Here is a 13,679-nt window from a genome sequence, read left to right as displayed (position 1 = left end):
TAACTTCTCTTGATCCGATAGAGGCGGTGTTTGCCGCTACCTAGTGTCTTGTTCTTGGCTATTTGCTTCGCACGTATTACAGCTTTAGGAGCGTTAGCTGGCGATGCAGCTAGCTCCTGCTAACCATTAATACTTATAAGCTTCTGGCTTGTACGGGCCATCCACATCGACGTCGATGTACTTAGCCTGCGCTGGCGTCAGCTTAGTGATTACACCGCCAAAGCCTTCGACCATGTCTTTCGCAACTTCTTCGTCGAGCTTTTTCGGCAGCACTTTCACGTAGATGCTTTCTTTCTTCTCGGCTTCCATCATGTCGGCGAATTTACGCTCATACAGGTAGATCTGAGCAAGTACCTGGTTGGCGAATGAGCCGTCCATGATACGTGATGGGTGACCTGTGGCATTGCCCAGGTTAACCAGGCGGCCTTCTGACAGGAGCAGAAGGTGATTGTCAGTCGTTTTGTCGCGATATACCTTGTGAACCTGTGGCTTGATCTCGTCCCATTCCCAGTTCTCTCGCATATATGCGGTGTCGATTTCGTTGTCGAAGTGACCGATGTTACAGACGACCGCGCCGCTCTTCAGCTTCTGCAGCATGAACTTGTCGCACACGTTCACGTTACCGGTCGTCGTTACGATCAGGTCGGTTTTACCCAGCAGATCGCCGTCGACAGATTCCAGTGTGCCTTTGTTTTCGCCATTAATATACGGAGACACGACTTCAAAGCCGTCCATGCAAGCCTGCATAGCACAGATAGGATCGATTTCAGTTACTTTAACGATCATGCCTTCCTGACGCAGAGACGCGGCAGAGCCTTTACCCACGTCACCATAACCGATGACCAGCGCCTTTTTACCTGAAAGCAGGTGGTCGGTACCACGCTTGATAGCATCGTTCAGAGAGTGACGGCAACCGTACTTGTTGTCGTTCTTCGACTTAGTCACGGCGTCATTTACGTTGATCGCAGGGACTTTAAGGGTGCCTTCTTTCATCATTTCCAGCAGGCGATGTACACCCGTGGTGGTTTCTTCAGAAATACCGTGAATGCTGTTCAGCATCTCTGGAAAATCGTTGTGAACCATCTCGGTCAAGTCGCCGCCGTCGTCGAGGATCATGTTGGCATCCCAGACGGTATCAGTATCTTTCTCTGCCAGAATGGTCTGTTTGATGCACCACAGGAATTCTTCTTCAGTTTCACCTTTCCACGCGAAGACCGGGATACCTGCAGCGGCGATGGCTGCAGCAGCGTGATCCTGAGTCGAGAAAATGTTGCAAGATGACCAACGGACTTCAGCGCCCAGATCCACCAGAGTCTCAATCAGAACCGCGGTCTGAATGGTCATGTGGATACAGCCCATGATTTTTGCGCCCGCAAGTGGCTTAGAGTCACTGTACTTACGACGCAGTGCCATCAGTGCTGGCATTTCGTCTTCGGCGATTTTGATTTCTTTACGGCCCCAGTCGGCGAGGCTCATATCTGCAACTTTGTAATCAGTAAACTGGGTCATCTTTTTGCCCTTTTGCTGTTACGGTCGCCGGGGAATACCAGCGACCTGAAAATAAATTTGAGATTTAGTGCGAGATTAAACGCCCGCAGCGGCTTTCAGTGCATCAACCTTGTCAGTACGTTCCCAGGTGAACGCAGTGAAGGTTTTGCTCTTTTTCTCGCCGTTATCTTTGTACTCATATGTCATTTCGAACGGTTCACGACCAAAGTGACCGTATGCCGCTGTCGCCTGATACATAGGGTTCAGCAGTTCCAGCTGGTTCTGGATAGCGTAAGGACGCAGGTCGAAAACTTCGCGGATCACCTTGGCGAGGGCCTGGTCGCTGATCTTGCCGGTGCCGAAGGTATTCGCTGAAATAGACGTCGGTTCAGCGACACCAATCGCGTAAGACACCTGAATTTCACAACGGTCGGCCAGACCCGCAGCAACGATGTTTTTGGCAACATAACGGCCCATGTACGCCGCAGAACGGTCAACTTTTGATGGATCTTTGCCAGAGAAGGCACCACCACCGTGACGCGCCATGCCGCCGTAGGTATCAATGATAATCTTACGGCCAGTCAGGCCCGCATCACCCACAGGGCCACCGATCACAAAGTTACCGGTTGGGTTGATGTGGTACAGAGTACCTTCGTGCAGCCACTCTGCTGGCAGTACTGGCTTAATGATGTGTTCCAGTACTTCAGCGCGCAGTTCTTCCAGACTGATACTTGGGTCGTGCTGAGTCGACAGAACGACAGCATCAACTTTTGGCGAGTCGCCTTCCCAGTTAATAGTGACCTGAGATTTGGCATCCGGGCGCAACCAGGGCAGCGTGCCGTTACGACGCAGCTCAGACTGACGCTGAACCAGCAGGTGTGCGTAGTACACAGGCGCTGGCATCAGGTTCGGCGTTTCGTTGGTGGCGTAACCAAACATCAGGCCCTGATCGCCTGCACCCTGATCTTCAGGCTTAGCACGGTCAACACCCATGTTGATATCCACAGACTGCTTACCAATGCCGTTCAGGACTGCACAGGTTGCACCATCGAAGCCCACATCGGAGCTGTTGTAGCCGATACCGGTGATCACATCACGAACGATGTCTTCGAGGTCGACGTAGCATGAAGTTGTCAGCTCGCCAGCCACCACGGCCATACCGGTTTTAACCAGTGTCTCTACTGCAACACGCGCGTAGGGATCGCGGGCAATGATGGCGTCCAGAACCGCATCAGAAATCTGGTCGGCAACTTTGTCTGGGTGGCCTTCAGAGACGGACTCTGACGTAAAAATTGAATATTCGCTCATCTGCGACTCCTCAAATAAATGCCCTCAGGCATGAAACAATCGGAACTGGATCTGAAATCCGTTCCTTAAACCGGAATACTGGCTTTGTCCTTCCTTCAGCCCGGCGTCTGCAGCCCATTGGCTGAGATCGGCAGGCTCAAAACCAAGCCATAAATCACCGCAAGACTCTCGCGCCCACACCTGTTCATGGCGACAGAGGTCGGTAACCAAAAACGTACCGCCCGAATGCAGAAGCTGGGCGACATCGTTAAAAATATTCTTAGGTGACGGCACATGGTGCAGCACCATATTAGCGACGGCGAAGCCGTAGCTGCCAAGCGTTTCTACTGACTCAAGGAGCGCTCGGGTGTCGCCCTGTACTAAAGTCACGTTGTTCAGTTGTTCTTTCTCACAGAAAGTTTCTGCTCTTGAGAGCAAGTCCGGCGATATGTCGAGGCCGGTAACGCCTTCGAATCGCTTACTCAGTGGCTGCAGGAAAGCCCCTTCGCCAGGACCAATCTCCAAAGCGTAGCCACTATTCACATCCCGGCCTGTCACGTAGCCCAATGAGTCAAGAATGGTCGCCAGCGCTTCACCGTACTGCTCATAAGAGGCGATCAGATCCTGTTGCTCGCGAAAATCATCAGCGTGGCGCGCAAAAAAGCTGGCACACGCCTCTGCCCGTTCGGCCAGCACACCCGATACCGCATGACTGAGATCAATATCATCATGTGTGGCATCCATTGCACGGAACAGACTGCGGAGCCAATGGCTGAAGACGTCATCACCCGTGTTCAGAGGGCGACGGTAAAAGATACTGTTGCCTTCGCGTTGACTACTGACTAACCCCGCCTGAGACAGCACCTTCAGGTGATGGCTCATACTCGATTGCTTGATGTCGAATATCTGGCAAAGCTCCAGCACACCGAATGCGCCTTGTCCGAGCAGTTTCATGACTCCCATACGCAGAGGATCTCCGGCGGCTTTGGACGCCTGAGCCAGTCTGGCTAAGGTTAAATCATCGGGAGTCAGATCATTCATGGTTGCCAGTATAGTGATTTTAAACCCTATATCAATTTTTTTTGATATAGATCTGTATCCCTTTGTAATGGGTCATGGAGGTCGTACTTCGTCCACATCCGACCTGTTTGGATCTGAGCAACCTTGTATTATTGACACCTGTATAGAAATTAATGCCACGTACATCAGGATGACTCGATGACGATCAATACACCGCTTACTCTTTTTACGATCAACATGTCGCACTACAGCGAAAAGATTCGCTGGCTGCTGGATTATGAGGGCATTGAGTACAACGAGGTTGCACTGACACCGGCAGTGCACACTCTGCCAATGCTGATTAAAGGTAAGCGCGCAGAAACTACGGTTCCTTTGGTTCAGCGTGCTACTACCTGTGTGCAGGACAGTCCGAGAATTGTGAATTGGCTGAATAACGAATATGGCCCACTGAAAACCTTACCTGCGCAACATGAGCAAGAAATTGTTGCGATTCAGCAGCGCTTTGATGAGATAGGAAAGCCGGTGGCCCGCTATCTGTACCTTCCAGGGTTTGCTCACGATGCCCTGATCAAAGACATCTGGACGCAATTCGCTAAGCCGTGGGAAGAGGTCTTCGTTCGGGCTTTTTATCCAGTGATCAAACCTGCCTTCAAAGTTAAGCTGAAAATTAATAAGAAAGACGTCGCCCGTGCAGAACAGAAAATCGATGCAGAAATCCGCTGGTTGGAAGAGCGCATTCAGCACGGGCAATATCTGGTAGGGGATCAACTGACGGTTGCTGATATCACCGCGGCTTCTTTGCTGGCTCCGCTGGCGTGCCCGGAGGAACATCCTATCTACGGTACAGCCGAATTTCGGGAAAAAATGGCCGGTCCTGCCCAGCAGTGGGCTGATAGTCCAGCGCTTAAGTGGGTCAGAGAGATATACGCGAAGCACCGAGGCGTTATCTGGGCTAAGCCTCCAGTGGCTGCCTGACGTTAAAATCTTTCGCGTTAACACTCTGTTTGCTAACGCACTGGCATGATGGTTAACTACTGGCTGTTTATACAGTTTGAGCGTTCGCCATCATGCGCCTCTTCATCGCCGAAAAACCCAGCCTTGCCCGCGCTATCGCCGAGGTCCTTCCTCGTCCACACAAAAAAGAAGAAGGCTGCATCCGTGCCGCCAATGGTGACGTCGTCAGTTGGTGTATCGGGCATCTATTGGAGCAGGCAGACCCAGAAGCCTACAATCCACTCTACAAAAAGTGGCAACTTGATCACCTACCTATTTCGCCTGAAGAGTGGCAGCTCCAGCCGAAGCCCAAAACCCGGAAGCAACTGAGTGTTTTACGTAAGCTGGTAAAAGAAGCTGATCAGTTAGTTCATGCCGGAGACCCGGATCGTGAAGGCCAGCTGTTAGTGGATGAGGTGATTGATTACCTGAAAACGCCACAGACCAAACGCCGTAATGCCCAACGCTTACTGGTCAGTGACCTGAATCCATCGGCAATCAAGCGTGCTCTGGGCGAGCTGCGTAGCAACAGCGAGTTTATTCCCTTATCTGTTTCTGCATTGGCTCGTAGCCGGGCAGACTGGTTATACGGAATTAATCTCACACGCGCCTGGACGATCAAAGGACAGCAGGCGGGTAATCGCGGCGTACTGTCTGTTGGACGGGTACAGACACCGGTTCTCGGGTTAGTCGTCCGGCGCGATAAAGAGATCCGCGACTTCGTCAGTAAGCCCTTTTACGAGGTTTATGCTGCCATGCACCTGAGTGCTGAGCAGCCTCCCAGCTTTTTCGCTAAGTGGCAGCCTAGCGAGGCATGTCGGCCGCATCAGGATGACGAGGGGCGGGTACTGAATCCGAATCTTGCTAAGAACGTGATCGACCGGATTCGTCAGCAGCCAGCGCAGGTAAAAGCATTTGATAAAAAACCGGGCAAGCAAAATGCACCTTTGCCCTACAACCTGTCCTCTCTACAGATCGACGCCGCAAAAGCCTTCGGTATGGCAGCGAAAACGGTACTGGATGTTTGTCAGAGCCTGTATGAAAAATACCAATTGATAACCTATCCAAGATCAGACTGCCGTTATATACCCGTTGCACATCACAGGGAAATGCCGCAAGTCTCTGCGGCTATCCAGACTGTCATTGCAGATGCTGGCGACATGCTGAAGCATACTGATGAATCCAGAAAGTCAGCCGCATTTAATGACAAAAAAGTCGGCGCACACCATGCGATTATTCCGACATCTAAAAAATACTCGGGTAACTTAAATGATGCAGAGAAAAAGATTTATCGGTTAATAGCCCGCCAGTATTTAATGCAGTTTTGTGGTGCCTTTCAGTATTCTGACACCCTCATTGAGCTTGAAATTGCTGGTGGTCGGTTCATTGCCCGTGAACGGATCACCTTGGCAGCCGGCTGGAAAGCGTTAATGCCTGCGCGTGAAAAAACATCGCCGCCATTACCTGATCTGGTGGCAGGTCAGGCCTTATGGAGCGGTGAGCCTAAGCTGGAAGAGAAGCATACTGAACCACCGAAGCATTACACAGATGCAACCTTGCTCGCGGCCATGACCGGGATTGCCCGCTACGTTAAAGACCCGGAGCTACGTAAGGTCCTGAAAGATACGGACGGGCTTGGCACTGAGGCCACACGGGCGAGCATCATAGAGCTGCTGTTTAAGCGTAAATTTCTGCAGCGACAGGGTAAGCAGATTCAGGCAACAGAGACAGGACGGCAATTGATATCAGTTCTTCCGGACGCCTGCTCGCAGCCGGATATGACTGCCTATTGGGAACGCCAGCTGAACGATATCTGCGAAGGCGAAGGAAGCTACCAAGGCTTTATGCAGCCTCTGAGCGATCGGTTAATTGAGCTGGTGGAAGCAGCAAGGTCAGCGACTATGCCCGTGATGAGATCGGGTACACAAACTGGCCAGAAAAGCCCCCGAAAAGCGACGTATCGGCGAAGGAAGAAAGGCGTTGCGAAATCTGGCCGATAGGCATATTAGTAATTTTCTATCAGGCTGAGAAATACTATCAATTTAATCCTTATCTTTGTGTTGTGTAATTTGATCACATCTCCACAGATTACGACCCAAGGAATAAGTAATGAAAAATTTTATAAATGTAATTAAAAATTCTTACGCCAATGTGAAAACTCTGGATCAAAAAGCCTCAGTAACCTGCAACTACGCCGACAACTATTACGGCGATCAGGTCTGCTTACTGAAACATAAGAAGTAAGTTTCATCTGTCGGTTGCTATGATCTCAGATCAACCGGCGATTACGCGCGTTTTCCTCCAGTTCAGCTCTGAAAGCGGGGTGTGATAGTTCGATCAGAGCCCTCGTACGTTGTGGAAGAGACAAGCCTTTCAGGTCCACACAGCCAAACTCGGTGACGACAAAGTGGGCGTCCATTCTTGTGTCAGTCACGCAGCCGCCTGACAGCTCTGGAACAATGCGGCTCAGAGTCCCTTTTCGTGCGGTCGAATGCAGTGCAATAAAGGAACGGCCGCGGTGGGAAGCAAAAGCACCACGGACGAAATCAAGTTGACCTCCGGTGCCAGAAAACGGTGTGCCCTTTATGGACTCGGCGTTGATCTGGCCTGTGATATCAACCTCTATGGCTGAGTTGACCGAGACCATGTTCGGGTTTTTGCGAATGACTGAAGGGTTATTGACCCATGATGCCGGGTAACCAACTACGGATGGGTTGTCGTCCATAAAGTCGTACATGGCACGGTCACCGATGGCGAGGGTGTAGACATGCTTATGCTGCATCAACCGCTTTTCCCGACCATTGATAACGCCTTTCTGGATAAGAGCAGCGATTGCTGGAGAAAACAGTTCACTGTGTAGCCCCAAATTTTTGTGTGACCCTAGCAGGCGGGCGACGGCTGCGGGTACACCCCCGACGCCCATCTGTAACGTATCGCCATCCTGAATGTATTCTGCGACCTGGCGGGCGATCAGTTGATCGGTTTCAGACGGCTCAGGTTCGGTCACCTCAGAAAGAGCTCTATCAGACTCGATAAGAGCATCAACCTCTGAGATATGTACAGAGCACTCACCAAAGGTGCGAGGCATATTGGGATTTACTTCAACGATGACTTTCCTGGCTTTACGGATAACCGAAGCACCATAATCCGCATTGGTACCCAGGCTGAAGTACCCGTGTTTATCCATAGGAGATACCGTCACCATAAAGCAATCAGGCTCGGTCTGCTGGGTTAACAGGCGGCCTACCTGATGAAAGGCACATGGAACAAACTCAACCCAATGCGGATTCTGAAGGCCAGCGATGGCTTTACGGTCGTGACTGCTCAAAAACAGACATCTGGGTGTGAATTTACCTTCGAGCTCATTTTTCAACAGGGAGTCTGCCAGAGCTTCGGTGCCGTGCATGTAATAGATATTGAGTGGAGGCAGCTGATCTTTCGCAAAGGCCTCACCAAGGGCTTTCAGTAAGGCAGGGGGCATAGCGACGCTCATGCCCAGAATAAGGTTAGTACTGTCTTTCAGCAGACCAACGGCATCCCCAGGTAATAATCGTTTTTCATCATATTCTTTACGCCATTGCATGACTCCCTCCAGGCCTGATAAGTGAGTTGAAGCAAACATCCTCCTTCTTTATTACACCATCGTGATGTCGGAAGGCTGATCGTGAGCAGTCTTGAGGTGAAATCAGACTACATTCTTGTCAAATAACAGAAGAACCACAGCCTATGACGTCGCCCATGCTCGCAAATTCTACCCGGGGATTGAGAATCACCTCAGCCAGCACCGGGGGTGATCGCGGAAGAATGAGCGCTCATGCCAAGGAGTTCACACATAATTTACAGATCGCTCAGAAAGAGCCTGATATGTTATTGAATCATCAAGTGCAGTCACTGGAGAGTGTGCATGCCGGGTATCAGGGTTTCAGACATTAAGACCACGATACAGAGATTGCGGGGTTTTAACGCCAGTTTAACGCTGGGTGCAGCGACTTTCGCGCTGGTTGCTTGCGGAGGCGGGAGTGATGGCAGCTCAGGTGGTTTTATTGATGTAGGAACCTCAGAAGAAACGGCCACCATCGACATCACATTTGCACCTGGGCTTCGTGGTCCTGAAGCAGAACCCTCTGTCTCAGAACTCTCTGTTACAGATAACGATGCCATTGTGATTAACTCACGCGTTACTGGAACCGCTCTTCCCGGCGTTGCGGATACTGCGTCTGAATTTGAACTGACTTACACGCCGCTGGTGGATCGTGAGGTGCTCATTGTACTCAGTAGTACTGAAGCCCCGAACCTTGATCTCGAGGTCAGTGACAATTCTCTGAATAGCGAACAGAGCGAAAATTCAAACTCCTACGAAGTGCTGTTGATGGATGTCGATGCAGGGCGTACCTATACATTAACGGTCTCAACGCTTGCAGAAGGAGGGCAGTTTACACTTCTACTGACCGAGCCAAACCGGGCTTCTTTAGGCCTGACTGATACTGAGTATTTTGTCACTCATGAACGGCGTGGTTCTACCCTTTGTGATAGCTCTCCGGAAGGGGCTTACGTACAGCAAACCTACTGGATAATTAACTGGGCAGAGGGGTATATCTCCGACCCTGATGAAACTCTTAACTTTACCAGTGTCGACGGAAATGCCTTCAGTAGTGAGCAGACGCTGGATCTTGGCTCTGTGACAGAAAATTTCTCGTTGACGCTGGATACTAATTCTACGACGGGCGTTGTCTCGGGTAACGCCACTCAGACCCGGACATTTTCTTCTGGCGAATTTAGTCAGTGTGTTACCGAAATAGATTTTCGTGAAGGGCAGGTAAAACTGTAAATGCAGAAAGTCTCAGAGCATAAAAAAACCCCGGTTAATCCGGGGTTTTTTATTTCACTCATTTGAAAATAAAATCAGGGAAATTATTTACAAGGAGTAATCCATTCAGCATTGAATGGGTTCTTGCCCGTCACAGTATCAAAGTACATGGTCTGCAGTTTTTCGGTGACTGGGCCACGACAACCCTTACCGATAATGCGACCATCCAGAGACTGAATTGGCAGTACTTCTGCTGCGGTGCCAGTGAAGAAGGCTTCGTCAGCAACGTAGACTTCGTCACGGGTAATGCGTTTTTCGCGTACTTCATAACCCAGAGACTGAGCCATTTCGATAATGGTCTTACGGGTAATACCATCCAGGCATGAGGTCAGTTCCGGCGTGTAAATAATGCCACCACGAACCAGGAAGAAGTTCTCGCCTGAGCCCTCAGCTACGTAGCCTTCGTTATCCAGAAGCAGGGCTTCTTCACAACCGCTGTCGATGGCTTCACGCAGAGCCAGCATTGAGTTGATGTAGTTGCCGTTCGCCTTCGCTTTACACATGGTGATATTCACGTGGTGGCGGGTGTAGCTGGAGGTACGGATTTTAATGCCCTGAGTTTTGGCTTCTTCACCCATGTATGCTGGCCATTCCCAGGCGGCAACCATAACATGAACTTTCAGGTTGTCAGCACGCAGGCCCATGCCTTCAGAGCCGTAAAACGCCATTGGGCGGATATAAGCACTGTCGAGGTTGTTTTCACGTACTGCAGCACGCTGAGCTTCGTTCAGCTCTTCGCGCGTGTAAGGCAGTTTCATATTCAGAATGTGTGCGGAGCGGAACAGGCGGTCGGTGTGTTCCTGCAGACGGAAAATCGCCGCGCCCTGATCAGTTTCATAAGCCCGCACACCTTCAAAGACGCCCATACCGTAATGTAGGGTGTGAGTCAGTACGTGAACTTTGGCATCGCGCCAGTCGACTAACTCTCCGTCAAGCCAGATCAGACCATCACGGTCAGACATGGAAGGTAGCATAAGGACCTCACTCGTAAATGTAATGTTGTATTCGGTAATTCAGTAAACGTTCAGCAGTCTGCGCTTGCCTTGCAGTGGTTATGACTGCTCGGGTTCAAGCCAGAGTTTCCACAGTCGGGTCACATCATTACGCCGTGCATCAAATCCGAGTGCCGACACTGAGTCGCTCTCGAGGAGCAGGGATTGTTTCTGCAATGCACGCCGGTGAGTTTCGGCTCGGTAGGACAGGTAGGTTTCCTGCAGGGTCTGACAGTCTTTTGGAGCCATCAGACCGGCCTTCGTTAAGGCATCCAGCAACCGCATGTTATCGGTGACCTGAGTAAGCTCAGGGTGCTGGTGTGACCAGGCCAGTACGCCATATTGAACCAGAAACTCGATGTCAACAATACCCCCTTCATCCTGTTTCAGGTGAAACTGCTGGCCGTTCGTATCTTTAGAGCCGAGATTATCCCTCATTTTTTGCCGCATGGCTCGCACTTCTTCGCGCAGTTCAGGAATATCTCGCTGTGATGTCAGGATTTCCTGACGGATGTCATTAAAGCTTGCGGACAGCTCACTGGACCCACAGATTACGCGTGCGCGGACCAGTGCCTGATGCTCCCAGGTCCAGGCATGATTCTGCTGATATTCCTTAAACGCTTTCAGCGACGCGACGATCATTCCTGAGTTGCCAGATGGGCGCAGACGCAGGTCGACTTCGTAGAGATCGCCGGAGCGGGTCTGAGTGCTGCAGAAGTGAACCATGCGCTGACCCATACGGGTATAAAATACGCCGTTATCCAGGCTGCGTTCGCCTGTGGTGTAGCCTCCCGGGTGACCGTGATGGATAAAGACCAGATCAAGGTCTGAGCTGTAGCTCAACTCAAGACCACCCACCTTGCCGTAACCTACGATAAGAAACTCGGGCGTATATACCGGCTCTTTATTCGCGTCAGTCGGATAGCCATATTTGGCGACCATCTGCTCGAAGGCCAGATTCTGAACCATGGTCATGGTGGTTTCTGCAAGGCGGGTGAGGTAATCGCTGATCTTCATCAGAGGCAGTCTGTTCATCACTTCGCAGGCCGCCGCCCTGAGTTTGTGAGCGCGCACAAACTGGCGCATCTGCTCCATCTGCTGTTCGAGATCATCGGCTTCGATCCGCAATAAACGGAGATGCAGTTCTTCCTGCAGCTCACTCTGGTCGGGCAGTCGGTAGAGAGTCTCCGGTACAAGAAGCTCATCGAGCAGAAGCGGCGTTCGGGTGATGTATTCTGCGACCCAACTCGATGCGGAACAGAGCTTAATCAATTGCTCCAGTGCCTGCGGGTTTTCACTGAGCAGAACAAGATAGGCTGTACGCCGAAGAACGGCTTCAAGCAGTGGAATCACTCGTTCAAGTGTTTCTTCGGTGTTGTCTTGCGCCCAGACCTGTTCCAGTAACGAAGGCATCAGTGCTTCAAGGCGCTCGCGGCCTATCTGCTGCATGTTGGTTACCGGGCGTGATTCACGGAAGGTATCGATGCGCTGGCGCACTGCGGATTCGCCGGCGCACGGATGCTGTTCAAGGAAATCTCTGGCGGCCTCTTCGTTCAATTCTCCATGCCAGAGGTCGAGCCAGACGTGGTCGGCTTCTTTGTTATCCTGCTCGTCGTCATGAGCCACAATCTGAGCAAAGTGATGGCTGACAATGCTTCGGTGCTGATTCAGTAAGGTAATGAAGGCTTCCCAGTCGTCGCATTGCATTGAGACTGCTATGCGTGCCTGATCGGTTGGGTCTGTGGGTAGTTCCTGCGTCTGCTCATCGCGTAAGCTCTGAATGGCGTGTTCGGTATCACGCAGGAAGAAGTAAGCGCTTTTCAGCTCTTCGGTAGCACCGGACGGCAGATAGCCCTCTGCGGCGAGAATATCCAGCACATCGACGAGTTCACGTATCTGAAGATGTTTTTCCTGGCCGCCACGAATCAGCTGAAATGCCTGTACGATAAATTCGACTTCGCGGATGCCGCCCGGGCCCAGCTTCACATTGTTATTAAGTCCGCGTCTGCGTACTTCAGCATTGATCATGGCCTTCATTGAACGCAGCGACTCGAAAGCACTGAAATCAACATAAACCCGGTAGGTGAACGGCCGTAAAATATCGAGCAGCTCCTGTGCCTCCGGACTGTCTTCGCCCGTCATTACCCGGGCTTTCACCATGGCGTAGCGCTCCCAGTCGCGCCCCTGGCTTTGGTAATACTCGTCGATAGAGGCAAAGTTCATCACCAGAGGGCCACTCTGACCGTAGGGGCGCAGGCGCATATCAGTGCGGAAAACAAAGCCATCGACGGTTTGCTTGTCGAGTGCCTGAATCAGCTTCTGGCCGAGCTTAATAAAGAATTCCTGGTTGCTAATGACCTTCGGACCAGTCGTGTTGCCACTCTCGGGATAAGCAAAAATAAGATCGATATCTGAGCTGAGGTTGAGCTCCCAGCCGCCCAGCTTCCCCATGCCTATGACAAGAAGATGCTGTTGTTCGCCGGATTCTTTACCGACAGGCTGGCCATGACGGGATTCAAGTAACGGCGACAGGAACTGGATACTACGGATGACGCAGACATCTGCGAGCTGAGAAAGAGCTCGTGTCGTCTCCAGAGTGCTGGCTTTTTTCAATGCATCCCGCCATATGATATGTACCATGGCGCGGCGCCGCAGTTTGCGCAGTGCGGCGTGCCAGTCATCTTCAGACTCAGCACCCCGGGCCAAAGTATCAAGCCATTCGTTTAACTTTTCACTGTTGATCTGAGCGTCGATGGAACCTCCAGTAATGGCGTTACATAGATGTTCATGGTCACGCGGGAAAGCGTCGGCGACAAAGTCGCTCAGAGTCAGAACGGTTTGCAGCGCCGTCTGATGTTCGGGAGTTAAACCGGTGAAAAACTCCTGCCATTGCAGTCCCATTCGCTCTGCCAGAGAGACGAGTTGAGGCTCTGTTGCCTGCCAGTGGGATAGAAGTGCATTGGGGAGCATATTCATAAACCTATGTTGCCTTGCCGGTTGTCTGGGTAATTGTCTGTGAGTTAACTGTAGCG

At 51.4% G+C, this 13,679-nt stretch carries 10 protein-coding genes; 4 read left to right on the top strand and 6 right to left on the bottom strand.

Annotated features, from left to right (window positions below; translation table 11 throughout):
• Positions 1 to 126 precede the first annotated feature (126 nt).
• From ahcY to BW941_RS13030, 3 genes are all read right to left on the bottom strand, one after another.
• On the bottom strand, positions 127 to 1,509 hold the full coding sequence (ahcY, locus tag BW941_RS13040; RefSeq protein ID WP_076516761.1) for an adenosylhomocysteinase: 1,383 nt from the start codon (positions 1,507 to 1,509) through the stop codon (positions 127 to 129).
• 75 nt (positions 1,510 to 1,584) lie between these two features.
• Positions 1,585 to 2,796 (bottom strand): methionine adenosyltransferase, encoded by a 1,212-nt coding sequence (gene metK, locus BW941_RS13035; protein WP_076516758.1) that lies wholly within the window; start codon positions 2,794 to 2,796, stop codon positions 1,585 to 1,587.
• 24 nt (positions 2,797 to 2,820) lie between these two features.
• Complete coding sequence (locus BW941_RS13030; protein ID WP_076516756.1) at positions 2,821 to 3,816, bottom strand: ArsR/SmtB family transcription factor; 996 nt, start codon at positions 3,814 to 3,816, stop codon at positions 2,821 to 2,823.
• Positions 3,817 to 3,993: 177 nt separating this feature from the next.
• On the opposite strand from BW941_RS13030, the gene BW941_RS13025 reads away from it, so the two are divergent.
• The 3 genes from BW941_RS13025 to BW941_RS18055 all read left to right on the top strand — a co-directional run bounded on the left by BW941_RS13025 (position 3,994) and on the right by BW941_RS18055 (position 7,032).
• Positions 3,994 to 4,770, top strand: a complete 777-nt coding sequence (locus BW941_RS13025; protein WP_076516753.1) for a glutathione S-transferase family protein — start codon at positions 3,994 to 3,996, stop codon at positions 4,768 to 4,770.
• Positions 4,771 to 4,862: 92 nt separating this feature from the next.
• Positions 4,863 to 6,788 (top strand): DNA topoisomerase III, encoded by a 1,926-nt coding sequence (locus tag BW941_RS13020; protein ID WP_076516751.1) that lies wholly within the window; start codon positions 4,863 to 4,865, stop codon positions 6,786 to 6,788.
• Positions 6,789 to 6,897: 109 nt separating this feature from the next.
• On the top strand, positions 6,898 to 7,032 hold the full coding sequence (locus tag BW941_RS18055; protein ID WP_273091841.1) for a hypothetical protein: 135 nt from the start codon (positions 6,898 to 6,900) through the stop codon (positions 7,030 to 7,032).
• Positions 7,033 to 7,057: 25 nt separating this feature from the next.
• Here BW941_RS18055 and BW941_RS13015 read toward each other — a convergent pair whose 3' ends face one another.
• Positions 7,058 to 8,371: an acetyl-CoA hydrolase/transferase family protein gene (locus BW941_RS13015; protein ID WP_076516749.1), complete on the bottom strand. Its 1,314-nt coding sequence runs from the start codon at positions 8,369 to 8,371 to the stop codon at positions 7,058 to 7,060.
• 321 nt (positions 8,372 to 8,692) lie between these two features.
• Here BW941_RS13015 and BW941_RS13010 point away from each other — a divergent pair, with 321 nt between their 5' ends.
• On the top strand, positions 8,693 to 9,616 hold the full coding sequence (locus BW941_RS13010; protein ID WP_076516747.1) for a hypothetical protein: 924 nt from the start codon (positions 8,693 to 8,695) through the stop codon (positions 9,614 to 9,616).
• 83 nt (positions 9,617 to 9,699) lie between these two features.
• Here BW941_RS13010 and BW941_RS13005 read toward each other — a convergent pair whose 3' ends face one another.
• Both BW941_RS13005 and glnE read right to left on the bottom strand, forming a co-directional pair.
• Entirely contained in the window at positions 9,700 to 10,617 is a 918-nt protein-coding gene (locus tag BW941_RS13005) for a branched-chain amino acid transaminase (RefSeq protein WP_076516744.1), read from the bottom strand.
• 90 nt (positions 10,618 to 10,707) lie between these two features.
• Complete coding sequence (gene glnE / locus BW941_RS13000) at positions 10,708 to 13,623, bottom strand: bifunctional [glutamate--ammonia ligase]-adenylyl-L-tyrosine phosphorylase/[glutamate--ammonia-ligase] adenylyltransferase (protein WP_245820105.1); 2,916 nt, start codon at positions 13,621 to 13,623, stop codon at positions 10,708 to 10,710.
• Positions 13,624 to 13,679 lie beyond the last annotated feature (56 nt).

The sequence above is a fragment of the Thalassolituus maritimus genome, from assembly GCF_900156675.1.
Taxonomy (GTDB): domain Bacteria; phylum Pseudomonadota; class Gammaproteobacteria; order Pseudomonadales; family Oceanobacteraceae; genus Thalassolituus; species Thalassolituus maritimus.
This window is presented reverse-complemented; position numbering and strand designations above follow the sequence as displayed.

Excerpts from the sequence above, each read along its gene's own strand:
- BW941_RS13015 (WP_076516749.1), bottom strand. The coding sequence starts at position 8,371 with ATGCAATGGCGTAAAGAATATGATGAAAAACGATTATTACCTGGGGAT.
- BW941_RS13030 (WP_076516756.1), bottom strand. The coding sequence starts at position 3,816 with ATGAATGATCTGACTCCCGATGATTTAACCTTAGCCAGACTGGCTCAG.
- BW941_RS13020 (WP_076516751.1), top strand. The coding sequence starts at position 4,863 with ATGCGCCTCTTCATCGCCGAAAAACCCAGCCTTGCCCGCGCTATCGCC.
- metK (WP_076516758.1), bottom strand. The coding sequence starts at position 2,796 with ATGAGCGAATATTCAATTTTTACGTCAGAGTCCGTCTCTGAAGGCCAC.
- glnE (WP_245820105.1), bottom strand. The coding sequence starts at position 13,623 with ATGAATATGCTCCCCAATGCACTTCTATCCCACTGGCAGGCAACAGAG.
- BW941_RS18055 (WP_273091841.1), top strand. The coding sequence starts at position 6,898 with ATGAAAAATTTTATAAATGTAATTAAAAATTCTTACGCCAATGTGAAA.
- BW941_RS13010 (WP_076516747.1), top strand. The coding sequence starts at position 8,693 with ATGCCGGGTATCAGGGTTTCAGACATTAAGACCACGATACAGAGATTG.
- BW941_RS13005 (WP_076516744.1), bottom strand. The coding sequence starts at position 10,617 with ATGTCTGACCGTGATGGTCTGATCTGGCTTGACGGAGAGTTAGTCGAC.
- BW941_RS13025 (WP_076516753.1), top strand. The coding sequence starts at position 3,994 with ATGACGATCAATACACCGCTTACTCTTTTTACGATCAACATGTCGCAC.
- ahcY (WP_076516761.1), bottom strand. The coding sequence starts at position 1,509 with ATGACCCAGTTTACTGATTACAAAGTTGCAGATATGAGCCTCGCCGAC.